The sequence below is a fragment of the Streptomyces sp. NPDC048612 genome (genome assembly GCF_043199295.1).
GTDB lineage: Bacteria > Actinomycetota > Actinomycetes > Streptomycetales > Streptomycetaceae > Streptomyces.
In genome coordinates this window covers 16,850-41,942 of record NZ_JBICVV010000040.1, presented here as the reverse complement: position 1 = coordinate 41,942, position 25,093 = coordinate 16,850, and the positions used below count along the sequence as shown (strand labels likewise).

At 72.8% G+C, this 25,093-nt stretch carries 17 protein-coding genes; 11 read left to right on the top strand and 6 right to left on the bottom strand.

The annotated features are described in order from the left end of the window. Positions 1-653 precede the first annotated feature (653 nt). Positions 654-2,363 carry a proline--tRNA ligase gene (locus ACGFN2_RS34755; RefSeq protein ID WP_393366874.1) on the top strand — a complete coding sequence of 570 codons (1,710 nt, stop codon included), beginning with the start codon at positions 654-656 and terminating at the stop codon, positions 2,361-2,363. Positions 2,364-2,423: 60 nt separating this feature from the next. Here the strand turns inward: ACGFN2_RS34755 and ACGFN2_RS34750 are convergent, their stop codons facing one another. From ACGFN2_RS34750 to ACGFN2_RS34740, 3 genes are read right to left on the bottom strand one after another with little or no spacing between them, the layout of a single operon-like run. Then, positions 2,424-3,335 (bottom strand): aminoglycoside phosphotransferase family protein, encoded by a 912-nt coding sequence (locus ACGFN2_RS34750; protein WP_393366872.1) that lies wholly within the window; start codon positions 3,333-3,335, stop codon positions 2,424-2,426. 50 nt (positions 3,336-3,385) lie between these two features. Continuing rightward, positions 3,386-3,901, bottom strand: a complete 516-nt coding sequence (locus tag ACGFN2_RS34745; protein ID WP_393366870.1) for a ferritin-like domain-containing protein — start codon at positions 3,899-3,901, stop codon at positions 3,386-3,388. 46 nt (positions 3,902-3,947) lie between these two features. Then, positions 3,948-4,493, bottom strand: coding sequence for a hypothetical protein (locus ACGFN2_RS34740; RefSeq protein ID WP_393366876.1), 546 nt, complete (start codon positions 4,491-4,493; stop codon positions 3,948-3,950). 160 nt (positions 4,494-4,653) lie between these two features. Between ACGFN2_RS34740 and rimP the strand changes: the two genes are divergently transcribed. From rimP to ACGFN2_RS34695, 9 genes are all read left to right on the top strand, one after another. Beyond that, positions 4,654-5,196, top strand: a complete 543-nt coding sequence (gene rimP / locus ACGFN2_RS34735; protein ID WP_362612051.1) for a ribosome maturation factor RimP — start codon at positions 4,654-4,656, stop codon at positions 5,194-5,196. A gap of 2 nt (positions 5,197-5,198) precedes the next feature. Further along, complete coding sequence (gene nusA / locus ACGFN2_RS34730) at positions 5,199-6,197, top strand: transcription termination factor NusA (RefSeq protein WP_362612052.1); 999 nt, start codon at positions 5,199-5,201, stop codon at positions 6,195-6,197. Positions 6,198-6,331: 134 nt separating this feature from the next. Next, entirely contained in the window at positions 6,332-6,619 is a 288-nt protein-coding gene (locus tag ACGFN2_RS34725) for a YlxR family protein (protein WP_362614545.1), read from the top strand. Positions 6,620-6,780: 161 nt separating this feature from the next. Continuing rightward, positions 6,781-9,894: a translation initiation factor IF-2 gene (gene infB / locus ACGFN2_RS34720; RefSeq protein WP_362614544.1), complete on the top strand. Its 3,114-nt coding sequence runs from the start codon at positions 6,781-6,783 to the stop codon at positions 9,892-9,894. 175 nt (positions 9,895-10,069) lie between these two features. Next, a complete protein-coding gene (locus ACGFN2_RS34715) occupies positions 10,070-10,363 on the top strand; it encodes a DUF503 domain-containing protein (protein WP_033269483.1) in 294 nt (97 codons plus the stop codon). A gap of 65 nt (positions 10,364-10,428) precedes the next feature. Next, a complete protein-coding gene (rbfA, locus tag ACGFN2_RS34710; protein ID WP_362614542.1) occupies positions 10,429-10,884 on the top strand; it encodes a 30S ribosome-binding factor RbfA in 456 nt (151 codons plus the stop codon). Next, on the top strand, positions 10,881-11,810 hold the full coding sequence (gene truB, locus ACGFN2_RS34705; protein ID WP_362614539.1) for a tRNA pseudouridine(55) synthase TruB: 930 nt from the start codon (positions 10,881-10,883) through the stop codon (positions 11,808-11,810). The genes rbfA and truB overlap by 4 nt, the downstream gene beginning before the upstream one ends. A 311-nt stretch (positions 11,811-12,121) precedes the next feature. Continuing rightward, positions 12,122-16,237 carry a hypothetical protein gene (locus tag ACGFN2_RS34700; protein WP_393366866.1) on the top strand — a complete coding sequence of 1,372 codons (4,116 nt, stop codon included), beginning with the start codon at positions 12,122-12,124 and terminating at the stop codon, positions 16,235-16,237. 236 nt (positions 16,238-16,473) lie between these two features. Next, positions 16,474-17,424: a bifunctional riboflavin kinase/FAD synthetase gene (locus ACGFN2_RS34695; RefSeq protein WP_393366864.1), complete on the top strand. Its 951-nt coding sequence runs from the start codon at positions 16,474-16,476 to the stop codon at positions 17,422-17,424. Between the two features lie 406 nt (positions 17,425-17,830). Here ACGFN2_RS34695 and ACGFN2_RS34690 read toward each other — a convergent pair whose 3' ends face one another. The 3 genes from ACGFN2_RS34690 to eccE form a co-directional block, all read right to left on the bottom strand. Then, positions 17,831-20,686, bottom strand: a complete 2,856-nt coding sequence (locus tag ACGFN2_RS34690; RefSeq protein WP_393366862.1) for an SCO5717 family growth-regulating ATPase — start codon at positions 20,684-20,686, stop codon at positions 17,831-17,833. A gap of 320 nt (positions 20,687-21,006) precedes the next feature. Further along, complete coding sequence (locus ACGFN2_RS34685; protein ID WP_362612804.1) at positions 21,007-21,849, bottom strand: hypothetical protein; 843 nt, start codon at positions 21,847-21,849, stop codon at positions 21,007-21,009. Beyond that, a complete protein-coding gene (eccE, locus tag ACGFN2_RS34680; RefSeq protein WP_362612805.1) occupies positions 21,849-23,033 on the bottom strand; it encodes a type VII secretion protein EccE in 1,185 nt (394 codons plus the stop codon). The genes ACGFN2_RS34685 and eccE overlap by 1 nt, the downstream gene beginning before the upstream one ends. A 387-nt stretch (positions 23,034-23,420) precedes the next feature. Here eccE and ACGFN2_RS34675 point away from each other — a divergent pair, with 387 nt between their 5' ends. After that, a complete protein-coding gene (locus tag ACGFN2_RS34675; RefSeq protein ID WP_362612806.1) occupies positions 23,421-25,016 on the top strand; it encodes a type VII secretion protein EccB in 1,596 nt (531 codons plus the stop codon). Positions 25,017-25,093: the final 77 nt, after the last annotated feature.

The following is a 25,093-nucleotide window of genomic DNA, read 5'->3' as shown; positions in this document are numbered from 1 at the left end:
CGTTGCGCCGGGGGGGGGGGGGTGGTTGGGGGGTGGGGTGCGGGGCCTCGGGGGCGTGGTGTGTGGACTGCTTCGCTTTACGTCCACACACCAGGCCCCTCCGGCCCGTCCCCTCCCGTAGGGGGAGTGAGTACAGGTGAGTGGGGGCGGGCGTCGCCCAAGGGCATTTCCACGATCTCGCCGAGCCGCACCGGACCAGCCGCCCAAGCCCCCACCCACCGTTTTTCCCATCCCCCAACGGGAGGGGACGGGTCGGAGCGGGGGGGGGGGGGGGGGGGGTAAACCCGCCCCCCCCCCCCCCCCCCCCCCCCCCCCCCCCCCCCCCCCCCCCCGCCCNNNGGTCGGAGCGGGTGGGGTGTGCCGGACGTAAAGCGAAGCAGTCCGGCACACCCCACCCGCGCAGGCCCGTCACCGCACCCGACAGCCCCGCGCAGCGGCAACGCCCGCCGCAGGCGCAACGGCGAGTACCAGACAAGCATCGGCCGAGGCAAAGCGCAGCGAACCGGCGAGCAACAGACAAGCATCGGCCGAGGCAAAGCGCAGCGAACCCCCACGGCGGGAAAGACAAAAACGTGGGGCCCAAAGAATTTCCTTGCGCCACACCCCTGCGGCTAACCTCCTGGGAGTCACCTTTCTTACGCAGGAGAAACTCCATGGCCCACGCCGCACAGGTCCAGCGCATGTCCCGCTTGATGATCAAGACACTGCGTGACGACCCGGCCGACGCCGAGACCGCCAGCCACAAGCTGCTCGTCCGCGCCGGGTACGTCCGCCGCTCCTCCGCCGGCATCTGGACGTGGCTGCCGCTCGGCAAGAAGGTCCTGGAGAACGTCTCCCGCGTGGTGCGCGAGGAGATGGACGCGATCGGCGGTCAGGAGGTCCTGCTGCCGGCCCTGCTCCCCAAGGAGCCCTACGAGGCCAGCAACCGCTGGGAGGAGTACGGCGACCTGCTCTTCCGCCTCAAGGACCGCAAGGGCGCCGACTACCTCCTCGGCCCCACCCACGAAGAGATCTTCACCCTCACGGTCAAGGACCAGTGCTCGTCCTACAAGGACCTGCCGGTGATCCTCTACCAGATCCAGACCAAGTACCGCGACGAGGCCCGCCCCCGCTCCGGTGTGCTGCGCGGCCGCGAGTTCCAGATGAAGGACTCGTACAGCTTCGACACCACCGACGAGGGCCTGGCGGAGTCCTACGCCCTGCACCGCGAGGCCTACCAGAAGATCTTCCAGCGGCTCGGCCTGGACTACCGCATCGTCTCCGCCGTCTCCGGTGCGATGGGCGGCTCCGCCTCCGAGGAGTTCCTGGCCCCCGCCGCGGCCGGTGAGGACACCTTCGTCGACTGCCCGGCCTGCGACTACGCCGCCAACACCGAGGCCGTCACGGTCAAGGTCGAGCCGGTCGAGGGCGCCGAGGACGGCCCCGTCGAGGAGCTGGACACCCCCGACACCCCGACCATCGAGGCGCTCGCCGAGTACCTGGGCGTCCAGGCCTCCGCGACCCTGAAGAATCTCCTGGTCAAGGTCGACGGCGAGATCGTCGCGGTCGGCGTCCCGGGCGACCGCGAGGTCGACCTCGGCAAGCTCGGTGAGCACCTGGCCCCGGCCACCGTGGAGCTGGTCACCGCCGAGGACTTCACCGGCCGCCCCGAGCTGGTCCGCGGCTACGTCGGCCCGCAGGGTCTGGCCGGTAAGGCGTTCCGCTACATCGCCGACCCGCGCATCGCCCCCGGCACGGCCTGGATCACCGGCGCCAACAAGGAGGGCAAGCACGCCAAGAGCGTCGTCGCCGGCCGGGACTTCGAGGTCGACGACTACCTCGACGTGGTCGTCGTCGAGCCCGGCGATCCCTGCCCGAAGTGCGGCACCGGCCTGAAGATCGACCGCGCCATCGAGATCGGCCACATCTTCCAGCTCGGCCGCAAGTACGCGGACGCCTTCGCGCTCGACGTGCTCGGCCAGAACGGCAAGCCCGCCCGGGTCACCATGGGCTCCTACGGCATCGGCGTCTCCCGCGCGGTGGCCGCCCTCGCCGAGCAGACCCATGACGAGAAGGGCCTGTGCTGGCCCCGCGAGATCGCCCCGGCCGATGTGCACGTGGTCGCGGCCGGCAAGGCCAAGCAGACCGAGCTGGCCCTGGAGGTCGGCGAGCAGCTCGGCGCCGCGGGCCTGCGGGTCCTCGTCGACGACCGGGCCGGTGTCTCGCCGGGCGTGAAGTTCACCGACGCCGAGCTGCTCGGTGTCCCGGCCATCGTGGTCGCCGGCCGCCGGGCCGCCGAGGGCGTCGTCGAGGTCAAGGACCGCCGCACCGGCGAGCGCGAGGAGCTGACGGTCGAGGAGGCCGTCGCCCGCCTCAGCGCGTAACCGTCGCACGGCGAACGGGCCGGTCCGGGGATGCCCCGGCCGGCCCGTTCGCGGTGTCCGCTACAGCCCGGCCGCGAACTCCAGCAGCAGCTCCCCGCGCTGCCGGTCGCCCACGGCCGCCTCCCGCACCCCGCTGTCCACGGCGTGGTACAGCGTCCAGTCGCGCAGCCGGTCCCGGTCCACGTCCAGGGAGTCGGCCAGCTTGGCCACCCGGCGGCGGACCGCGGCCGCCGCACCGGACCCGGCCAGCAGGTCCTCGAACCGGTCCAGCACCAGCGCCGCGAGGTCGTACGCCCGCTCACCGACCACCGGCGCCGGGCCGACCGCCAGCCACGGCGTCCGCGTACCGGCCAGCACCTTGCCCTGCCGGAACGCGCCGTGCAGCAGAAACTCCTCGTCGGACCCGGCCGGCAGGCCGCGCCGCAGTTCCGCCGCCCGCTCCACCAGCGGCTCGGCGGTCCGGATCAGGCCTCCGGCGGTGCGCAGCCCCGCCACGGCCTCCTCGGTCCGCCCGGCCAGCGTCTCGAAGGGGTGGCCGGGGTCCGGCCGCACCCACAGCCGGCGCACCGTACCGGCGGCCTCCAGCAGCGCCTTGGCCTCCGGCAGCGCCCGCAGCGACACCCCGCCCTGGAGCCGCTCCAGCAGCAGCGCACCGCTCGTGTCGTCGGACCGCAGCAGCCGCACCGCGCCCCAGCCGTCCCACACCTCCAGCGCCGCCCCCTCGTGCGCCGACACCCGCCCCGGCACCGGGAACTTCAGCGCCGCCGGCGTCCCGTCCTGCTGCCGTACGAGCGCCAGCAGACTGCTGCGGCCACCGGGCGCGTAGACCCGCTCCAGCGTCAGCTCCCAGGCGTCCAGCTGCTGCTGAACCAGCGTCGGCAGCGCCGTGAGCCACTGCCGCACCGGGCTCTCCGGATCGCCGCTCAGCGAACTCACCAACCGCTGTGGCGGTTCGATGGGGGCCGTTGCCATGCGTGAGCTGTCCCTTTCCTGGAGGCGGCGACCGCGGAGCGGCCGGTCGTTCAGAGCGCGCCCGCTGCGGGGCTCGCGGAGCCGGACGGAGCGGCGTCCCCGGCCCGTTCGACGAGCCCCGGGAAGGCTACGCCGCCGCCGCGCCAGCGCACCGACCGCACCGCGGCCTCGCGCAGCGCGGCCGCCGCCTCCCGGCGCCGCACCGCGCCACCGGCCCGTACGAGATCCGCGTACACGGCGGCCAGCCGGTCCTCCAGCTCCGCCGCCAGCCGGACCGCGGCCGCCGCGTCCGGCACCGGGAACGGCAGCTCGTAGGCGGCCGCCGCGGCCTGCGGGGTGCCGCCCAGGTCGCGCACCACACGGCGCAGCGCGTCCCGGCGCGCGCGATGTCCGTCGTACGCCGCCTGTGCCTCGGTGCGCCGGTCGCCGGCGATCCGCCCGCCCACCACACCGTAGCCGTACACCGCCGCGTGCTCGGCGGCCAGCGCCGCCTGCACGGCCGTCAGCTCCTCGTGGCCGCTGTCGTCGTTGTCGCGTCTGCTGCCGCGAGCCGTTCCGGCCGTCATCCGCCCGCTCCTTCGCTGGTCTGTGTCCGGTGCCCCGCCGTGCCCGTCATCCGGCCTTCTCCGCCAGCAGATACGCGTGCACCGCACCGGCCGCGGCGACCGAGGCCAGCAGCCGGGCCAGTTCCGGGGGCGCGGCGAGCAGCGCCTTGGTGCGGGTGTCGGCGAGCCGGCGTTCCGCGTCGGCGAGCGCCGAGCGGGCGGCACCCTCGTCCCGGGGGACCGCCGGACCGGACGGCCGGTCACCGTGCGGCGAGGGGCCGTCCGAGGGCGCCCCGGCCTCCCGCGCCGGGCCGTCGGAGGCCTCGCCGCCGGGGGAGGCGGCGGCGCGGTCGTCGCCGAACGCCTCAGCGTGCCGGGCGACTTCGGAGCGCAGCGGGCGCAGCCGCGACTCCAGCGCCGGGTGCGCGGCCAGCGTCGCGTCGTAGCGCGCCAGCAGGGCCGTGCTGTCGCGGGCCGAGCGTTTGCGCAGCCGTTCGGCGGCGGAGGAGTGTTCGGCCTGTTCGGGGCCGGAGTCCTCGGAGCAGCCCGCGAGCAGCGCCACGCCCCCGAGGGCGGCGCCGGCCAACAGGGTCCTTCTACGCGCGTACGCCACATTCGGCACGTTGCACTTCCCGGGGTCTTCCGTCGTGATCACCGCAGGCGAGAGTATCCGTGACCACCCACCGAATCGTCAGTACCCCGCCGGAACCGATAGGCTTTGACCCGACACGCGACCTACCCACAACAGCACACGCGGCCGAGGAGTCACCCGGATGAGCACCACCCAGAGCGAGAGGCTGCGCGGACTGCTTGAACCGCTCATCGCCGCGCGCGACCTGGATCTGGAAGAGATCGAGGTGACACCGGCAGGCAAGCGGCGGGTGCTGAGGATCGTGGTCGATTCCGACGAGGGCGTCCAGCTGGACGAGTGCGCCGCGCTGAGCCGCGAGGCCTCCGAGGTCCTGGACGACTCCGACGTGATGGGCGGCGCCCCGTACACCCTTGAGGTGACCTCACCGGGCGCCGACCGCCCGCTGACCGAGCTGCGGCACTACCGCCGCGCCGTCGGCCGCCTCATCAAGGCCCAACTCCACGAGGGCGGCGAGCTGGTGGCGCGGATCACCGCCGTCGACGACGCCGGACTGGACCTTGAGGTGCCGGGCGTCAAGGGCCGCAAGCCGACCGCCCGCCGGGTCTCCTTCGACGAGATCGCCAAGGCACGCGTCGAGCTGGAGTTCAACCGTAAGCCTGACACGTCGGACAAGCGCGACGCGCAGCACGACGAGAAGATCGACGAGAACAAGGAGGAGGCGTAGCCGTGGATATCGACATGAGTGCCCTGCGGGGTCTGGTGCGGGAGAAGGAGATCTCGTTCGACCTGCTGGTCGAGGCGATCGAGTCGGCCCTCCTCATCGCCTACCACCGCACCGAGGGCAGCCGCCGTCGGGCGCGGGTGGAGCTGGACCGCAACACCGGGCATGTGACGGTGTGGGCCAAGGAGAACGCCGAGGACCTCACGGACCTCCCGGAGGGCGAGGAGCCCCGCGAGTTCGACGACACCCCCTCCGGCTTCGGGCGGATCGCGGCGACCACGGCCAAGCAGGTCATCCTGCAGCGGCTGCGGGACGCCGAGGAGGAGGTCACGTTCGGTGAGTACGCCGGACGGGAGGGTGATGTCGTCACCGGCGTCGTCCAGCAGGGCAAGGACCCCAAGAACGTCCTGGTCGACATCGGCCGCCTGGAGGCCATCCTGCCGGTGCAGGAGCAGGTCCCGGGCGAGGACTACGCGCACGGCACCCGGCTGCGCTCGTACGTCGTACGGGTGGTCAAGGGTGTCCGCGGCCCGTCCGTGACGCTCTCGCGCACCCACCCCAATCTGGTGAAGAAGCTCTTCGCCATGGAGGTCCCGGAGATCGCGGACGGTTCGGTGGAGATCTCCGCCATCGCCCGCGAGGCCGGCCACCGCACCAAGATCGCCGTACGGTCGACGCGCTCGGGCCTGAACGCCAAGGGTGCCTGCATCGGCCCGATGGGCGGCCGGGTGCGCGCCGTGATGGCCGAGCTGCACGGTGAGAAGATCGACATCGTGGACTGGTCGGACGACCCGGCGGAGCTGGTGGCGAACGCGCTGTCGCCGGCGCGGGTCAGCAAGGTCGAGGTCGTGGACCTGGCGGCGCGCTCCGCCCGGGTCACCGTGCCCGATTACCAGCTGTCACTGGCCATCGGCAAGGAAGGGCAGAACGCCCGGCTCGCCGCCCGTCTCACGGGCTGGCGGATCGACATCCGTCCGGACACCGAGCACGCGCCGCAGGACTGAGAGCGTCCGAGGCGGCCGGGCGCCGCGGCCTCCGAAAATTCGGTGGTGCCGCGGCGCCCGGCCGGGAATTCTGGGCAGCTGTCCGGCCCTCACCCCATCGGGGGCGGACCGCTGCGGGGAGGTAGACTTAAGCAGTGTCTGGCCGGACGCATGCCCGCGCATGCCCTGAGCGCACCTGTCTGGGATGCCGGGAGCGAGCGGCCAAGGGCGATTTGCTGCGCATCGTGGAGATCGAGGGTGAGTGTGTCCCCGATCCTCGCGGTACGCTGCCCGGCCGGGGTGCATACGTGCACCCCACAATGGTCTGTCTCGACCTGGCGGTTCGCCGCCGGGCGTTCAACCGGGCCTACCGGGCCCGGGGACCGTTCGACGCGACGGCCTTGCGCCAGTACGTCGAACGCACCGAGCAGCCCCTGCAATAACGCACAGCACCACATGCACAGCGCACGGAAAACCGTGCGGTCAGGTACCTCGCGAGTCGGAAGTAGGTCGAGATTGCGATGAGCACTCGATGAGTACGCGATGAGTACGCCCATGAAGTAGCGACGGTCCGGTGGACAAACCCGGACCTAGAAGGAGCGAAGTGGCTAAGGTCCGGGTATACGAACTCGCCAAGGAGTTCGGCGTTGAGAGCAAGGTCGTCATGGCCAAGCTCCAAGAACTTGGTGAATTCGTCCGTTCGGCGTCCTCGACGATCGAGGCGCCGGTTGTTCGCAAGTTGACCGACGCTTTCCAGGCAGGCAGTGGCAACGGCCGCGCCGCCGGTAAGCCCGCGGCGCCGCGCAAGTCGGCCCCCGCGAAGCCGTCCGCGCCGTCCCCGGCGCAGGCGGCACGTCCTGCTGCCCCGAAGCCGGGCGCCCCCAAGCCGGGCCCCGCGGCTCCGGCAGCCCCCGAGGCACCGAAGGCCCCCGAGGCCCCGGTGGCTCCCAAGAGCACTCCCGCCGCCGGCCCCACCCCGGGCCCGCGGCCCACGCCGGCGCCGAAGGCTCCGGCACCCAAGCCCGCTCCGGCCGCCCCCGCGCAGCCCGAGTTCCAGGCTCCGCCGTCCGCGCCGGCCGCTCCCGCCGCCGGCCAGTCGGCTCCCCGTCCGGGTGCCACCCCCGGCCCGCGTCCGGCCCGTCCGGCGTCCGGTCAGGGTGGCCAGGGCGGTCAGGGCGGCCAGGGCCGCGGTAACGCTCCGCGTCCCGGTGGCGAGCGTCCCGGGCCGCGTCCCGGCGCCCGTCCGTCCGGCCCCCGTCCGGGCAACAACCCCTTCACGTCCGGCGGCTCCACGGGCATGGCCCGTCCGCAGGCCCCCCGTCCCGGTGGCGCGCCGCGCCCCGGCGGTCAGGGTGGTCCCGGTGGTCCGCGTCCGCAGGGCGGCGGCCAGGGTGGTCCCCGTCCCCAGGGCCAGGGCGGCGCGCGTCCGACTCCGGGCGGCATGCCCCGTCCGCAGGGTGCGGCTCCCGGTGCCGGCGGCCCCCGTCCCGGTGGCGGCGGCGGTAACCGTCCGAACCCGGGCATGATGCCGCAGCGTCCCGCTGCCGGCCCGCGTCCGGGCCCCGGCGGTGGCGGCGGTCGCGGTCCCGGCGGTGCCGGTCGTCCCGGCGGCGGCGGTCGTCCCGGTGGTGGCGGCGGCTTCGCCGGTCGTCCCGGTGGCGGTGGCGGCGGCGGTCGTCCCGGTGGCGGCGGCGGTTTCGCCGGTCGTCCCGGCGGTCCCGGTGGTGGCGGCGGCTTCGGCGGTCGTCCCGGCTTCGGTGGCCGTCCCGGCGGTCCCGGTGGCCGTGGTGGCACGCAGGGTGCGTTCGGCCGTCCCGGCGGTCCGGCGCGTCGTGGCCGCAAGTCGAAGCGGCAGAGGCGTCAGGAGTACGAGGCCATGCAGGCCCCGTCGGTCGGCGGCATCATGCTGCCGCGCGGCAACGGCGCGACGGTTCGCCTGTCGCGTGGTGCCTCGCTGACGGACTTCGCCGAGAAGATCAACGCCAACCCGGCGTCGCTGGTCCAGGTCATGCTGAACCTGGGCGAGATGGTCACCGCGACCCAGTCGGTCTCCGACGAGACGCTGCAGCTGCTCGCCGACGAGATGAACTACGTCGTCGAGATCGTCAGCCCGGAGGAGGAGGACCGCGAGCTTCTCGAGTCCTTCGACATCGACTTCGGTGAGAACGAGGGCGGCGAGGACATGCTCGTCGCGCGTCCGCCGGTGGTGACCGTCATGGGTCACGTCGACCACGGTAAGACCCGGCTGCTCGACGCGATCCGCAAGACGAACGTCATCGCGGGCGAGGCCGGCGGCATCACCCAGCACATCGGTGCCTACCAGGTCGCGACCGAGGTCAACGAAGAAGAGCGGCGCATCACCTTCATCGACACCCCCGGTCACGAGGCGTTCACCGCCATGCGTGCCCGTGGTGCCAAGTCGACCGACATCGCGATCCTCGTGGTGGCGGCCAACGACGGTGTCATGCCGCAGACGATCGAGGCGCTGAACCACGCCAAGGCGGCCGAGGTGCCGATCGTGGTCGCGGTCAACAAGATCGACGTCCCGGGCGCCGACCCGACCAAGGTGCGCGGTCAGCTGACCGAGTACGGCCTGGTGGCCGAGGAGTACGGCGGCGACACCATGTTCGTCGACATCTCCGCCAAGCAGGGCGAGAACATCGAGTCCCTGCTGGAGGCCGTGGTCCTCACCGCGGACGCGGCGCTGGACCTGCGGGCCAACGCCGAGCAGGACGCGCAGGGTCTCGCGATCGAGGCCCACCTCGACCGCGGCCGCGGTGCCGTGGCGACCGTCCTGGTCCAGCGCGGTACCCTCCGCGTCGGTGACACGATGGTGGCCGGCGACGCGTACGGCCGCGTGCGGGCGATGTTCGACGACAAGGGCAACAACGTCGAGGAAGCGGGTCCGTCGACCCCCGTCCTGGTCCTGGGTCTGACCAACGTCCCGGGCGCCGGCGACAACTTCCTGGTCGTCGACGAGGACCGTACGGCCCGTCAGATCGCCGAGAAGCGCGCGGCGCGCGAGCGCAACGCCGCCTTCGCCAAGCGCACCCGCCGGGTGTCCCTGGAGGACCTGGACAAGGTGCTCAAGGCCGGCGAGGTCCAGCAGCTCAACCTCATCATCAAGGGTGACGCTTCTGGTTCCGTCGAGGCCCTGGAGTCCTCGCTGCTCCAGCTCGACGTCGGCGAAGAGGTCGACATCCGGGTGCTGCACCGCGGCGTCGGTGCGGTCACGGAGACCGACATCAACCTGGCGTCCGGCTCCGACGCGATCGTCATCGGCTTCAACGTGCGCGCCGAAGGCCGTGCGACGCAGATGGCCGAGCGCGAGGGCGTCGACGTCCGGTACTACTCGGTCATCTACCAGGCGATCGAGGAGATCGAGGCGGCCCTCAAGGGCATGCTCAAGCCGGAGTACGAGGAGGTCGAGCTCGGTACCGCGGAGATCCGCGAGATCTTCCGCTCGTCCAAGCTCGGCAACATCGCGGGTGTGCTCATCCGCTCCGGCGAGGTCAAGCGCAACACCAAGGCGCGCCTCATCCGCGACGGCAAGGTGGTCGCGGAGGACCTCAACATCCAGGGTCTGCGCCGGTTCAAGGACGACGTCACCGAGATCCGCGAAGGCTTCGAGGGCGGTATCAACCTCGGAAACTTCAACGACATCAAGATCGACGACGTCATCGCGACGTACGAGATGCGCGAGAAGCCGCGCGGCTGATCGTGCAGCGGCCCGTGCGGAGTGCGGTCCACCCCGGTGGTGGCCGCGCGACGTACGGGCGGCCGGCCGGGGCCGGTCGGCGGAAGAATTTCCGTCGATCGGCCCCGGCCGTTCCGTGTACGGTTCGAAATGACACGGACACCTAAGGCCCCACGGGTGGCTTCACCCGTCATACATGTACGTAGGGACACTGTCCTTCGACCTGCTTCTCGGCGACGTACGGTCGCTGAAGGAGAAGCGCTCCGTCGTCCGCCCGATCGTCGCCGAGCTGCACCGCAAATTCGCGGTGAGCGTCGCGGAGGTCGGGGATCAGGATCTGCACCGCAGGGCCACCATCGGCCTGGCGGTGGTCTCCGGGGACACGGGGCATCTCACCGATGTCATGGACCGCTGCGAGCGCCTGGTCGCCGCACGGCCCGAAGTGGAGCTGCTGTCGGTACGCCGGCGGCTGCACGGCGACGACGACTGACCTGACGACCAGGCATCCCGCCGCCGGCGGAAGCACAATTGTGGAAGAAAGAAGGAGACGGACCAGTGGCCGACAATGCGCGGGCGAAGAAGCTGGCGGACCTCATCCGGGAGGTGGTCGCCCAGAAGCTGCAGCGCGGTATCAAGGACCCGCGGCTCGGTTCGCACGTGACCATCACGGACACCCGGGTCACCGGCGACCTGCGGGAGGCTACGGTCTTCTACACGGTCTACGGGGACGACGAGGACCGCGCCAGCGCCGCCGCCGGACTGGAGAGCGCCAAGGGCATCCTGCGCTCCGCGGTCGGTGCGGCGGCCGGTACGAAGTTCACGCCGACCCTGGCGTTCGTGGCGGACGCCCTGCCGGAGAACGCCAAGACCATCGAGGACCTGCTCGACAAGGCACGGGCCTCCGACGCTGCGGTGCGCGAGGTCTCCTCGGGCGCGCAGTACGCCGGTGAGGCCGACCCGTACCGCAAGCCGGGCGAGGACGAGGACGACGAGGGCACCGCAGCAGAATGAAGCGTGAGAGCAACAAGCCGGGCGGGCTCGTTATTGTCGACAAGCCGTCCGGCTTCACTTCGCACGACGTGGTGGCGAAGATGCGCGGGATGGCGCGTACCCGCCGGGTCGGGCACGCCGGCACACTCGACCCGATGGCCACCGGCGTCCTCGTCCTGGGCATCGAGCGGGCCACCAAGCTGCTGGGCCATCTCGCGCTGACGGAGAAGGAGTACGTCGGCACGATCCGGCTCGGCCAGACGACGGTCACGGACGACGCCGAGGGCGAGATCACCGCGTCGAAGCCGGCGCACGGCCTGGCCCGTGACGACATCGACGCGGGCGTCGCCGAGCTGTCCGGCGCGATCATGCAGGTGCCGTCGAAGGTCAGCGCCATCAAGATCAACGGCAAGCGCTCGTACTCGCGGGTCCGCGAGGGCGAGGACGTGGAGATCCCGGCCCGTCCGGTGACCGTCTCCTCGTTCCTGGTGCACTCCGCGCACGAGGCCGAGGCCGAGGACGGCACCCCGGTGACCGACCTGCTGGTCTCCGTCGAGTGCTCGTCGGGTACCTACATCCGCGCGCTGGCCCGCGACCTGGGGGCCGGGCTCGGGGTCGGCGGCCATCTGACCGCACTGCGCCGTACCCGCGTCGGCCCGTACAAGCTGGACCGGGCGCGCACCCTCGAACAGCTCCAGGCCGCGGTGGACGACACCGAGGGCGCGGGCCTGCCGGTCATGCCGCTCGGTGACGCGGCCGCCGCGGCGTTCACCCGCTGGGACGTCGCCGAGCCGCAGGCGCGGCTGCTGCTCAACGGGGCGCGGATTCCGATGCCGCGCTTCGAGGGCCCCGGCCCGATCGCGGCCTTCGGGCCGGACGGCCGGTTCCTGGCGCTGGTGGAGAACCAGGGCGGCAAGGCCAAGAGCCTGGCGGTGTTCGCGGTCTAGCGGCTGCGTGCCTGATACAGGGGCCGGGTCCGGGCGTGGAGACACGCTCCGGGCCCGGCCTTTCGCATAGCCGTATATGGGGGCCGAGGCGCCACCGCGGCGACCGCCGGACCGGACCGCCCCTCTGCCACCCCGCGCGCCACCCTCCCCCTCCCCGCCCTCTTCTCCGACAGGTTTCGGCCATTCACTCATTCGGTGAGGCGCTCGAAGTGAACCGAGGTGTGGACGGGGGCGCGTTGCTTGGCCTCCCTCCCGCGACGATCACCGCCTGCCTACCGTGCGGGGAACTGGACAGGGCGAGAGGACCGACGATGGCACTGCTGGACGCCGATGCGGACGCGGCGCTGGTGCGAATCCGCGATCTGGCAGGCCGGACGCGGGGAACCGGCTTCCTCGCGGACCACGACGGCACCGTGGTCACCAGCCACGAAGCGGTGGACGGCGCGGCACAACTGGTGCTCCAGCCCATGGCCGACGGCGCGGGGAGCGGCGCGGCCGGGGGCGGCGGCTGGACCTGCCTGGTGGCGGCCGAGGCGATCACGCCCCTCCCGGAGGCCGGGCTCGCCCTCGTACGGACCGACGGGTTCGGGCCGCACCGGCTCGCCCCGCTGCCCATCGCCACGGGCCGGCCGGCGCCGGACACCCGCGTCCGGCTCTGGGCGGGCGGCTGGCTGGACGGCACGGTCGCCGGGCCGGGCTCCGGGGTGATGTACACCGCCGCCGACCGCGTCCATCTGCTCGAAGAAACGCTGGAACTGGGCCTGTGCGCAGGCGGCCGGGAGGCGCTGCGGCTGGGAGGTCCGGCGGTCGGCGGGCCGGTGCGGGACGCCCGCACGGGGGTGGTGCTCGGGGTGCTCGGCACCGCGCTGCACCCCCAGGCCCCCGGCGCCGTCCGGACGGGGCAGACCCCCGGGCGCCGGGTGGGCGGCTTCGCCGTCCCGCTGCGCGCGGTCGCCGACGCTGCGCCATGGGGCCCGCTCGCCGCGCTCCTGGAGCGCAATGCGGTGACCGTCCCGGCATACGGCAGCGAGCTGAATCCGGCCGGCGCGCGGCATCTCGCCGACGTGGCGCTGGGCTCCGCCACCCGGCCGCGACCTTGGCGCGAACCGGTTGAACGGCCGGACGTGACCGCGGAGTTCACCCGCTTCGGGGACGGCGGGGCGGCAGGCGCCCGGGTGCTGGCACTGGTGGGGGAGCCGGGAACGGGGCGGAGCACCGAGCTGGCCGGGCTGGCCGCCCGCCGGGCGCGGGGACCGGCGCCCGCGCCGACGGTCTGGCTGCGCGGTGCGCAGCTGTGGCCTGACGACGACGGCGTCCGCAGCGCGGTCGAGCGCGCGCTGCGCTCCGCCGGCCGGACCGTCGCCGCCGCGGGCGGAGCGGCCGGTGACCCGGCGGACACCACGGCACAGGGCGTGGCCCGCGCGGCGGCCGCGGCCGGCTGCCCGCTGCTCGTCCTGCTCGACGGGCCGGAGGAGATGCCGGCGGGCCTGCTGCGGCGGCTGGCCGACTGGACCGGGGCGACGGCCGACTGGCTGGGCACGGCCGGGGTGCGGCTGGTGCTCGCCTGCCGCCCCGAGTACTGGGAGCGGGCCGGTGCGCTCTTCCCGCCCGGCCTGCTGCACCGCCCGTACCGCCCGGTGCCCGCACTGCCCGCCTGTGTGGAGCTCGATGACCTTCCTAGGGAGGCGGCGGAGCGCGCCCGCGCCCACTACGGCCTGCCGCCCGGCGCACCGGCCGGGCCGGACGCCCGCCATCCCCTGGCCCTGCGGCTGCTCGCGGAGGTCCGGGCCGCGCTCCCCAAGGGCGGTACGGACGCACCGGACGCCGGGCCCGGCACAACGGACGCCGGGCTCGGCACACCGGATCGCCACCAGATCTTCGACGCCTACCTGGACCTGGTGTGCCTGCGCATCGCCGTACGGATCGCGGCCGCGCAGCGGCCCGTACTGCGCGGCACCGCCGTACGCCGGCTGGCCGCCCAGGTCGCCGGCCAGGTGCACGAGGCGGCCCGCCGCTGTCTCGGCCGCGGTCCGGGAGCGCTGGACCGTGCGTCCTTCGAGGAGGTCTTCCCGCGGGCGGCCGGCTGGGCCTCCGCGGTGCTCACCGAGGGGCTGCTGGTCCCGGCCGGGACCGGATACCGCTTCGCGCACGATGAGTTCGGCGAGTGGCTGCAGGGCGCCCATGTGGACCTCGATCTGCTGCCGGTCCCCGGGCACCGTGTGGGGCCGGTGGTGCAGGCGCTGCTGCGGCTCGCCGGACGTGAGGGCTCGGTGCAACTCACCTTCCGGCTGGCGGAGTTGGTACCGATGGCGACCGCCCCCGCCGCCGGGACACCCGCCCCGCACGCCGTGGACGGCCGCTGGTGGGCCGCCCGCGTGCTCTCCGGGGTGCTGCTCCGGGTCCCCGACGCGGGGCCGTACACGGGCGTGCTGCGGCTGCTCGCCGACCGGATCACGGAACGGTCCCTGCGCGCAGGCGGTTTCGTGCACACCGGGCTGGAGGTCTTCGGACCGTGGTTCTGGGAACGGCTGGCGCTCGCGGACGGCGACCGGATGGACCTGCTGCGCCGCTTGCTCCCGGCCGACGGCCCACCGGCCGGCGCGGGCCGGGGGGCGGGTGGTGCGGAGCGGGATGGCGTGGAGCGGGGAGCCCTGGAGGGGGGTGGTGCGGAGCCGGGAGGTGTGGCGCCGGGTGGTGGTCGGGCGGATGTTGTGGAGGGCGCGCCGTCGGGGCCGCCTCCGCCGCGTACCGGCGGGGTGTCGCCGGCGGCTGCTGTGGCTCCGGGGGCTGCTGTGGCTCCGTCCGGTGTGCTGGCGTCCGGGGCGTCTTCTGGTGCGGCGTCGCCCGAAGCGTCCTCGGGCGAGGCGTCTTCCGGTCCCGTATCGCCCGGCACCGCATCGTCCTCCGGCGGTGCGTCGGGTGAGCTCGTGTCCTCCGGGGAGGAGTCGTCCGGCGGTCGTGCCTTCGCCCGGCCTCCGCGCGTACGGGTGCACCCCACCGATGACCCGTCCGCCGGGCGGTCGTGCGGCGGGGCCTCGAAGGGCGGGACGCACCCGGCCAGGGTTCCCCGCGCGGTCGCCGGAGCGGGGACCGGCGACGGGGCGCCTCAGGCGATCGCCGGAGGGGACGCGGCCGGTGCGCCGCGCTCCGCGCGCTTCCTCGACGCCGCGGCCGAGTTGCTGTGCGCGGACCCCGAGCGGATGCAGCCGCTGCTGTGCGCCTGGTTCGACGACACCCGGCCGCTGCAGCGCCCCGGTGGCGCGGACCGCCGTGGCCCGGCGCCCGGTGAGATCACCGTGGCCGCCGCCGCACAGGCCCTGCTGCACACCCACCGGCGGCAGGCGCTCGACGGGCTCACGGAGGCGCTGGTGGTGGCCGCGCACCCCAAGGGCGACGAGCTGATGGACGCGCTCGCCGAGGACGAACCGGCGGCGGTGTGCCGCGCCGTGGACCGCTGGGCGCACGACGCCCGCCCCGAACGCCGCGCCGCCGCCGCGTCCTACGGCCTGCGGGCCGCCCCGTACGTCACCGCCGCGGCCGACCGCGCCCTGCTGCGCTACGCCGCGCTCTGCCTGCTCGCCCGGACCGCCGACAGCGCCCACCACGGCTCCGCGCTCGCCCTGCTCATCGGCGACCCGGCGACCCGGGAACGCTTCCTCGACCGGGCACTGGCCCGCTTCGTGGCGGGGGACCCGCAGCTGCCGCCCACGGCGTTCCGGGCCGCCCTGACCGACCACCCCGGGCCGGTGCTGGACGCCTTCCGGGCCCGGCTGGTCGGCGGTGCCGGTCCGCCGGTGGCCACCGGGCTGCTGCGGATGCTCGCCCGTACCGAGGAGCCGGTGCTCGCCGCCCGCATCGACGGGCTCGTCCGCGACTGCGCCCGGCACTGCCCGGACCGCGCCGCGCGACCGGTCGCGGAGTTCGTCGAACGCCGCCTGGAGCGCGGACCGGCCGCCCGCGCGGCGCTCCGCCCGCTCGCCGCCGAGCTGCTGACCGGATACCCCGTCCCGGTCCGGTGCGCGCTCGCGACGGTCGTGGCCGAGACCGGCTCCGGAGACTCGGCGCCGCTGCGCCGTGAGCTGCTTGAGGTGCTGCTGGCGCAGGAGGCGTCGTACGCGGCACCGCACGGCGGATACGGCGAGACCGGGCCGGACACCCGGGTGCTGGAGGCGCTGCTGGAGGCGGCCGCGGAGGGGGCGGAGCGGCGGCCGGCCGGGCGTACCCGGGAGCTGGTGCACCGCACCGGGATGCTGCTGGCCCGGACGCCCGAGGGCGCGGCGCGCTTCGACCGGCGGCTGGTGGAGCTGGGGCGGCGGGTGCCCGGGTTCGCGCGGCGGGTGCAGGACTGGGTGGCGGACGAGCCGGGGGAGTGGGCGGCGGTGGTGGGCCCCGGCGCCCGCGCCACGCTCGCCGGAAGCCCCGGCTGACCGGCCGGACCAGGGGGCGAGCGGGGCCGCCTTTCCGGTCCGGCGCGCGCCGCAGTAGCGGTCCGCGCCCGCGGCCCGTCCCTGTGGAGGTGCTGTTCGCCTCCGCAGACCGGTGGCGGGCGGCCGCCTGGGCCACCCTTCGCGCGGAGCACCACCCGCGGCATGGCAGTCTTAGACCTGCGCCATGCCGACGTGGCGCAATGGACGGACAAGGGTTCGGGCGAGGAGCGGGCACAGTGCAGCGCTGGCGTGGCTTGGAGGACATCCCCGAGGGCTGGGGACGCAGCGTCGTCACCATCGGCTCCTACGACGGAGTGCACCGCGGCCACCAATTGATCATCGGCAAGGCCGTCGCGCGCGCCCGTGAGCTGGGGATTCCGGCCGTGGTCGTCACCTTCGACCCGCACCCGAGCGAGGTCGTGCGGCCGGGCACCCACCCGCCGCTGCTGGCGCCGCACCACCGGCGCGCGGAACTGATGGCCGGGCTGGGGGTGGACGCGGTGCTGATCCTGCCGTTCACCAAGGAGTTCTCGAAGCTGTCCCCGGCCGACTTCGTGGTCAAGGTACTGGTCGACAAGCTGCACGCGCAGGTCGTCGTCGAGGGCCCCAACTTCCGCTTCGGGCACAAGGCGACCGGCAACGTCGAAACCCTCGCCGAGCTCGGGACCACCTACGACTACACGGTCGAGGTCATCGACCTCTTCGAGCGCGGTGCGGCGGGCGGCGGCGAGCCGTTCTCCTCCACGCTCACCCGCCGGCTGGTGGCCGAGGGCGATGTGGCCGGTGCGACGGAGGTCCTCGGACGACCGCACCGCGTCGAGGGCGTCGTCGTACGCGGTGCCCAGCGCGGCCGCGAACTGGGCTTCCCCACGGCCAACGTGGAGACCGTCCCGCACACCGCCATCCCGGCCGACGGCGTCTACGCCGGCCTGCTGCAGGTGGAGGGCGAGGCGATGCCGGCGGCCATCTCGGTCGGCACCAACCCGCAGTTCGACGGCAAGGTGCGCACCGTCGAGGCGTACGCCATCGACCGCGTCGGCCTGGACCTGTACGGCCTGCACGTCGGGGTGGACTTCCTCGCCTACATCCGCGGCCAGGAGAAGTTCGACACGCTCGACGCCCTGCTGGAGCGGATGGCGGTCGATGTGAAGCTGGCACGGGGGCTGATCGCGGCGGCGGCCGAGTGAGGGGTCGGCGGGGGGGGGGCGTTGCGGCGCTGCGGTGCTCTCGTCTGGGGTTCTCGGCTGCAGTTCTCTCGTCTGGGGTGCCTCGTCGTTGTGCGGCTTTTGTTGAGCCTTTGAGCCCTTGAGGCGTTCAGGCCTTCAGCTGTTGAGCCGTTGAGTCGTTCTCGCCTCGGCTTTCCGCCGCTTCCGTTTTTTCCCCGCCGCCCACCCCCCTTCGGGGGGTGGGCGGGTGTAGACGTGCGGACGCGCGGCAGTGCGGATGCAGTCAGGTCACAGTTTCCTCAACTCGGCTGGTTCCACGCAGAGTTCGGCGTGAATTGTTTCGCTCGTCCGGGGGATGACGTGATACGGGGCGGGGCCCGACACCTGAGTGGTGTCGGGCCCCGCCCCGTATTGCCCTACGTCCGCCTCACTGCGGAGGCGGCTGCTGCTGCCACCCCGGCCCCAGGCCCGGGCCCTGCTGCTCGGGCTGCGGTGCGTCCGGAGCGGGCTGTTGCTGCTGCCACTGCGCCTGCTGCTGGCCCTGCTGCGGCTGCTGGGTCCAGCCGCCCTGCTGCGGCGGGTAGCCGGCCGGCGGCTGGCCCTGCTGCGGCTGCTGCTGGCCCTGCTGTGCGGCGTACTGCTGTTGCGCGTACGGGTCGCCGCCCATCTGCTGCTGCGCGTACGGGTCCTGGCCCATCTGCTGCTGGGGGTACATGCCCTGCGCCTGCTGAGCCCGCGCGAAGTCCTCGGCCACCAGGGCCGAGAGGTTGAAGTACGCCTCGCGGGTCTTGGGCCGCATCATGTCGAGGTCGACCTCGGCACCGGCGGCGAGATGCTCGTCGAAGGGTACGACCACGACACCGCGGCAACGGGTCTCGAAGTGCGACACGATGTCATCGATCTTGATCATCTTGCCGGTCTCACGGACCCCCGAGATGACCGTGATGCCGCGCTGCACCAGGTCCGCGTAGCCGTGTGCGGAGAGCCAGTCCAGGGTGGTGCTCGCACTGCTCGCACCGTCCACGGACGGGGTGGAGATGATGATCAACTGGTCGGCGAGATCGAGGACTCCCCGCATCGCGCTGTAGAGCAGCCCGGTACCCGAGTCGGTGAGGATGATCGGGTACTGCCTGCCGAGGATGTCGATCGCCCGCCGGTAGTCGTCGTCGTTGAAGGTCGTCGAGACGGCCGGGTCGACGTCGTTGGCGAGGATCTCCAGGCCCGACGGGGCCTGCGAGGTGAACCGGCGGATGTCCATGTAGCTGTGCAGGTGCGGGATGGCCTGCACCAGGTCACGGATGGTCGCACCGGTCTCACGGCGCACCCGTCGGCCGAGCGTGCCGGCGTCCGGGTTGGCGTCGATCGCGAGGATCTTGTCCTGGCGCTCGGAGGCGAGGGTGGCACCCAGCGCGGTGGTCGTGGTGGTCTTGCCGACACCGCCCTTGAGGCTGATCACCGCGATCCGGTAGCAGGACATCACCGGAGTACGGATCAGCTCCAGCTTGCGCTGCCGCTCCTCCTGCTCCTTCTTGGCGCCCAGCTTGAACTTCGACGGCTGCGCGTTGGCGCCCGGCTTGCGCTTCTTGGGCTGGTTGCGCAGCAGCCGGTCGGAGGTCAGCTCGACGGCGGCGCTGTAGCCGAGCGGCGCGCCGGGAGCGGCCCGCTGCTGCGGCTGCTGCTGACCCGGCGGCGAGTACGACGCGTAGTTGGCGGCGGCGTTCGGGTCGCCGGTCTGCTGACCGGGCAGCTGCTGGTACTGCGCCTGTTGCTGGGCCTGTTGTGCCTGGGCCTGCTGAGCCTGGGCATGCTGCTGTGCCTGTTGGGCTTGCTGCGCCTGCTGCTGGGCCTGCGCGTGCTGTTGGGCCTGAGCCTGCTGTGCCTGGGCCTGCGCGTGCTGCTGCTGAGCTTGGGCGTGCTGCTGGGCCTGCTGGGCCTGGGCCTGCGCCGCCTGGGCCTGAGCCTGTGCCTGCTGTGCGTGCTGGGCCTGAGCCTGCGCCGCCTGCTGCGCGGCCTGCTGCTGGTGGTAGCCGGACTGGGCCTGGCCCTGCTGTGGGTAGCCCTGGGCACCGGTCTGCGGATAGCCGTAAGCCGGCTGCGGCGCGGCCGCGTGCGGCTGCTGTGCCTGCTCCGCGTGCGGCTGCGGCTGGGCCTGCTGGGGGTATCCGTACGCGGGCTGCGGATAGCCGTACGCGGGCTGCTGCGCGGGCGCGCCCTGCTGGGCCGGGTAGCCGGCCTGCTGCGCCGCCTGCTGCTGGGCGTACCCGGACTGGGCCTGCTGCGCCTGCGGTTGCTGCTGCTGGGCCGGTGCCTGCTGGGCCTGCTGCGGCTGCTGTGCGGCCGCCTGGCCCTGCGCCATCCGCGGGTCCGCGGGCTGGTACTCCGGCGGCAGCGGCAGCGGCGGCACCGCGCCCTGTCCGGGCGCCCCCTGCTGCTGACCGTCCGCCGCGGCACCCCAAGGAGCGCCCTGCTGCGGAACACCCTGCTGGGGAGCCGCCTGCTGCGGCGTCGCCTGCTGGGGCATGCCCTGCTGCTGCGGCACACCCTGCTGAGGAGCCGTCTGCTGCTGCGGAATCCCCTGCTGCGGCACACCCTGTGCGGGCCCGCCCTGCTGGGGCACGCCCTGGTGCGGCTGGGCCGGTGCGGGCTGTGCGCCCTGCGCGACGGCCTCGGGGCCCGGCTGTGCGGGAATCGCGGCGTCAGGGGCCGGTGTTCCGCCCTCGACGGGGGCGATCGTGGCCGAGGTCTCCGGCTTCGATGTCACGTCGGTGGACGCGGCCTCGGGCTCGGAAGCGCTCGCGCTCTCCGCCTCCGTATCCTCGTCCACCGCGCCCGTGTCCTCGTCGTCGTCCCAGAGGGAGGCCGACGGGTCGACGCCTGTGCCCGAACGCCGATTACCGCCGTCGGACTCCTCGTTCGACGCCGGCGCGGTCTCGGCGGAAGGCTCCGGGGCGGCCGGGGGAGTGGTGGCGGCCGGGGCGTCCTCGCCCGTTTCCTGCGGGCGCAGCGTCGGGAATCCCGGCGGCGCGGCCTCCGCGGGGCCGGGGAGCGGCTGGCCCACGGGCGGCCCGACGGGGGGCTGGGCCCCGGCGGGCGGAGTGGTGGGCGAAGACGCAGGAGGAGCCGCGGACGAGCCGGTGGCACTCGTGCCGCCACCACTGGTGTCGTTATTCGCGTACCAGGCCGGTGCGGTGAAATCGATCTTGAACTCACCGGTCAGGTCGAACTCGGACTGGTCGTCGTCAGGATCGTTTCCGTCCGGACGGAAAGCCTCCTGCTCGTTCACTGTGCCTCCTGGTGTACTGCAACGCACCTGAACGGCAAGACCGGATACAGGCGGATCGATCGGATGGAGCGGAAGTCGGAACACGCCACCCGGGGTTGCGCCAACACTAGCTGTCTCCATCCCCGTCTCGACTGCCGTCGTGCTGTGCTCCTGCGGCTCTCCCATACAGCCTAATCAAGAGTCGGCCCATAACGGCAGTCGGTGTCATGTCGTCTTCATCCCTTTCGGCACGCTGACGGGCGCACCCGTGGATGCGCCCGTGAGTCGTGCCTCGTGGCCGGTGGCGTACGTGCTGCGCGGACGCCCGGCCCGCCGTGCGGTCAGTCCATCCGGCGCGGCCCGCCGAGCAGGTTGGTCTCCGCCTCGGTGGGCTGCGTCATGACGAACTGGTGGCCGTCGCGCGAGCACCACAGCATCGCGTTGTCGCTGAGCGTCGGCAGCACCGCGCCGATCTGCTCCGGCAGTCGCATGATTCGCGTCACAACCTCCGCCTCTTCCGGCGAAAGCCGCTGCAGACCGACCAGGTCGGCGCGGCCGAGCATCTGCGGCGACCGCGGCCCGAGGAACGGCAGGACGGTCAGCACCGACTGCCAGGGGCTCGGGGCCAGCTGATTGCGCGGCGGCCGCGCACCCATGTCCCGGACCACCAGCACCGGGCTGGAGACCGACGGCCCCTGCGGTGCGATCTGCCGTACCTCGTGGACCGACACGCACTGCTGTCCGCCGCCCGCGGCCTGTGCCATCTGGCCCCAGGCCTGCGGACGTGCCGTCTCGACCGCGACCCGGGCGCCGACGGCGACCGTGCGCAGCGCCAGCACCTGCGCCATCCACATGCTGCCGACCAGCGCGATCTCCATCGGTGCCGGCCGCAGCAGGCTCACCACGGCGGGCTCGTTCTGCGGGTCGATGCCGATGATCACGCCGTCGTCGCCGACCGGCAGGGTCAGGGAGGCGAGCGACTCGGCGGTCAGTACGTGCGGGCTGCGCCGCGGACCGCGCAGACCGTAACCGGGCCGCAGCTTCGGACCGGTCGGCCCCGACTGCTCCTCGTCCGGGCGCGGCTGGTGCGAGAGCCGACTGCCGCCGTCACCGCTGCTGAGCGGGGGGTTGCGCCAGCCGTTGCCGCTGGTGTTGACGCGGGGCTGATAGGTGGGAGAGGCCATCAGCGGGTACCTCCGAGGGGAAGCGTGGCCAGCAGGCCGGGCAGCTGTTCCCGGTCGAGGCGTACGAGGCCGACCTTGGCGGAACCGGAACGGCGCTCCAACTCGCTCTGGGCGGCGGAGAGTTCGTTCTCGCTGCGGGTGGAAAGGCGGATGTAGCCCGAGATGGCCGGGGCGCGGCCGCCGCCGTGCGTGGCGGTCAGCGCGAAGGTGCTGGCCATCGCCCTGGTGCTGGTCAGCAGCTGGGTGACGGCCGCCAACGGCGCACCGCCCTGGCCCAGTTGGGGCCACCGGCCGATCCAGTACGTGGAGTGCCAGCGGTCGTCACAGCGCACCGCCCGGGTCGTCTCCTGGGTGCGGCGGGCCGCGCGGCCGTCCCGCCCCATCGCGCCGCTGGCGGCCCGCGGGCTGACGCACACCGCGGTACCGATCGCGGCCACGACCTCACGCTCGGCGAGCACCTTGGCGCGCACGCCGTGCGCGGTCAGCCGGCTGACGAGCTGGTCGGCGGCGCGCAGCAGGGAACGCTTGGCCCCCTCCATCCCGCCGCCGCGGGCCTCGATCGCCTCCGCGCACAGCTCGGGGTCGAGCTTGAGCGCGATCCACGTCAGCTGCAGGCCGGGCGTCTGCGACTGGGCCTGCAGCGGCGCGTACGAGCGGGCCGCGACGGCCTGTTCGGGCAGGTGCGGGGCCGGTGCGGGCTGGGTGTACTGGACGAACTGCACCGACTCCAGGTGGATGTCCTCGATGTCGAGCGCGGTGTGCAGCACCTCCAGCGGCAGCATGTGGCTGCCGCGCTGCGGCCGCAGCGGCTCGTCACGGGCGTCCACCTGGACGAGGGCGGTCAGGAACGTGCCGTCACCGACGAACCCGATGGCACGCTGGTCCGCCTCGGTCGTGAACTCATAGGTCCGCAGCGCCGGTTCGCACTCCACCACCGGGGCGATCGCCGGGTCGACGCCCTGTGTGGCCGCGAGGGCCGCGGCGCTCTCCTTGCCGCGGCGCTTCATGGCGCGCACGGTGGTGATCCATTCCGGCAGCGGAATCCGCCGGCGCCGGCCGAGCGCGAAAATGACCAGAACCGCCGCGAGCACAATGGCCACGGTCAGGGCAGCCGGATGGATCGACCAGCCCACCAGTACCAGGGCCGCGGCGAGTTCGATGATGGCCAGCTGCTGAACGCGCACCCCGCCGATGGTTCCTGCCTGTTGGCGCAGCCGTGGTGCCACCGGACCTGCCGGGCGGGCCGCGGAACGCCGGCCGCCATTTTCTCTGTTGCCCGGAGCTGTACCGTTTTGGCCGCCATTTCCCGCGTATTGCGGTGCAGCGGAAGGCTGTTGTTGCTGTTGCCGCCCGTTGCGGCGTCGAGCCCTGGTGGCGCTGGACATCCCCCGGCCTGCTCCTCTACTGGTGGTGTGGGCTTCTGGGTGTATCGGTCGCCACTGAGGCTGGTGCGCTGGAAGGTGGCACCCGTACCGTACGGGTCGATCGACACACGGCATAGTAGAGGGCGCTACGGCGTGAGTGCCGGGGGCGGTCGAGGTAGATCCGACAGGCGGGGAGAAAAAGCAACAATGGCATCACGTCGGGACGAGCTGAATGCGTATTCGTTTGCTCGAAAGCGCACGAATGCGGCATTTCTGAAGCCGCTGCCGAACGGTTCGATCGAGAGCGCCCCCCGACCCCTCAAGGCGGTCGTGCCCAGCATCGTGATGGGCGTCGTCGTCCTGGTGGGATTCGGCGCCTGCGGCATTCTCAAGCCCGTTGCCCCGCAAGGCTGGGACGAGGTCGGCAAGAATGTCATCGTCGGGGACAAATCCACCACGCGCTATATCGTCCTGGACAATGGTAAGGGCAGCCAGAAGCTGCTGCACCCGATCCTCAATCTCGCCTCCGCCCGACTGCTTATCGACCCGAATTTCACGGTGGTCAAGGTCAAGGAATCCGAGCTGGACGGAAAGATTCCGCACGGCCCGGCCATCGGCATTCCCTACGCCCCCGACCGGCTGCCCGGCAAGGAGGACGTCGACAAGCCGAAGACCTGGGCGGTGTGTTCGCGCCCCGGCAGCGGTTTGCACAGCAAGCCCCAGCAGTCCGTCTTCGTCCTGGGCGGCAAGGACAAGAAGGCCGTCGAGGACAAGGGCAAGCTGGACCCCCGTCAGGCGCTGTACGTCCAGGACCCGGACGAGAAGCGGTGGCTCGTCGACAGCGAGGGCAAGGCCTTCGAGTTCAGCGGTAGCGAACCGGTCAACGAAAGGCTGCGCCAGATCCTCTTCGGCCCTGCCAAGCCGCAGCAGGTGTCGCAGCAGTTCATGGATACCCTCCTTCGCGTTCCGCGTCATTTCGGGATCGGCATGCCCGTCGTCGACGGGGCCGGCAGCGGCGAGACCACCGACCCGAGGGTCCCGGCGCAGGCCAAGAAGATCGGCTCGATCCTCGAAGACAGCAACGGCCAGAAGTACGTGGTGCAGCGGGACGGCGTCGAGCAGGTGTCGGACTTCGTCGCCACCCTCCTGGAGCAGGGCGCGAACGCGGACAAGGTGAACGGCGACAACACGCCGATCAAGCCTGTACCGGTCGCCGCCATCGTCCCGAAGAAGGACGCCTCGGGGGAGCCGACGGACTTCTACGGCGAGTTGGACGGCCTCCCCTCCCCGTGGCCGACGGAAAGCCTCTCGGTGGCCAACAACTTCGAGCGTGGCTCCATGACCGGCGGACTGACGCGTCCCACACGCAACGGTGTGTCGTGCAGCGTCTACAACGGCAAGAACATCAAGCTCCCGGGCGGCGCCGAGAAGGATCTCGGGTACCCGAACGGCGTGCCCGAAATGCAGGCTTGGGTCGGCACGGACTACCCGGTCAAAATCGCCACCGGGGCCAACTCGTATGTCACGCCGGGCAGCGGTCTGCTCTACACGCAGGTGCGGACTGCCCAGGAGAAGACCGGCACCCAATTCCTGGTCACCGACACCGGACTGCGCTATCCGCTGCCGCGGAACAATGACAGCAGCGACAAGTCCGGCAAGGCCGACGACGAACAGGACAAGGCCAAGATCCACCTCGGCTACGAGGCCGCGCATCCCCCGCTGATCCTGAAGGCCTGGTCCGATCTCCTCTCCACCGGCCCGTCGCTGGAGATTGACAGCGCCAGGAAGCCGCAGTCGTCCTGATATGAGCGGAAGGCCGCGCCGCGCACCGGAAAACGGGGCATTCGGCGCGGCCTTCGCCGTACCCGGATTCCGCCGCC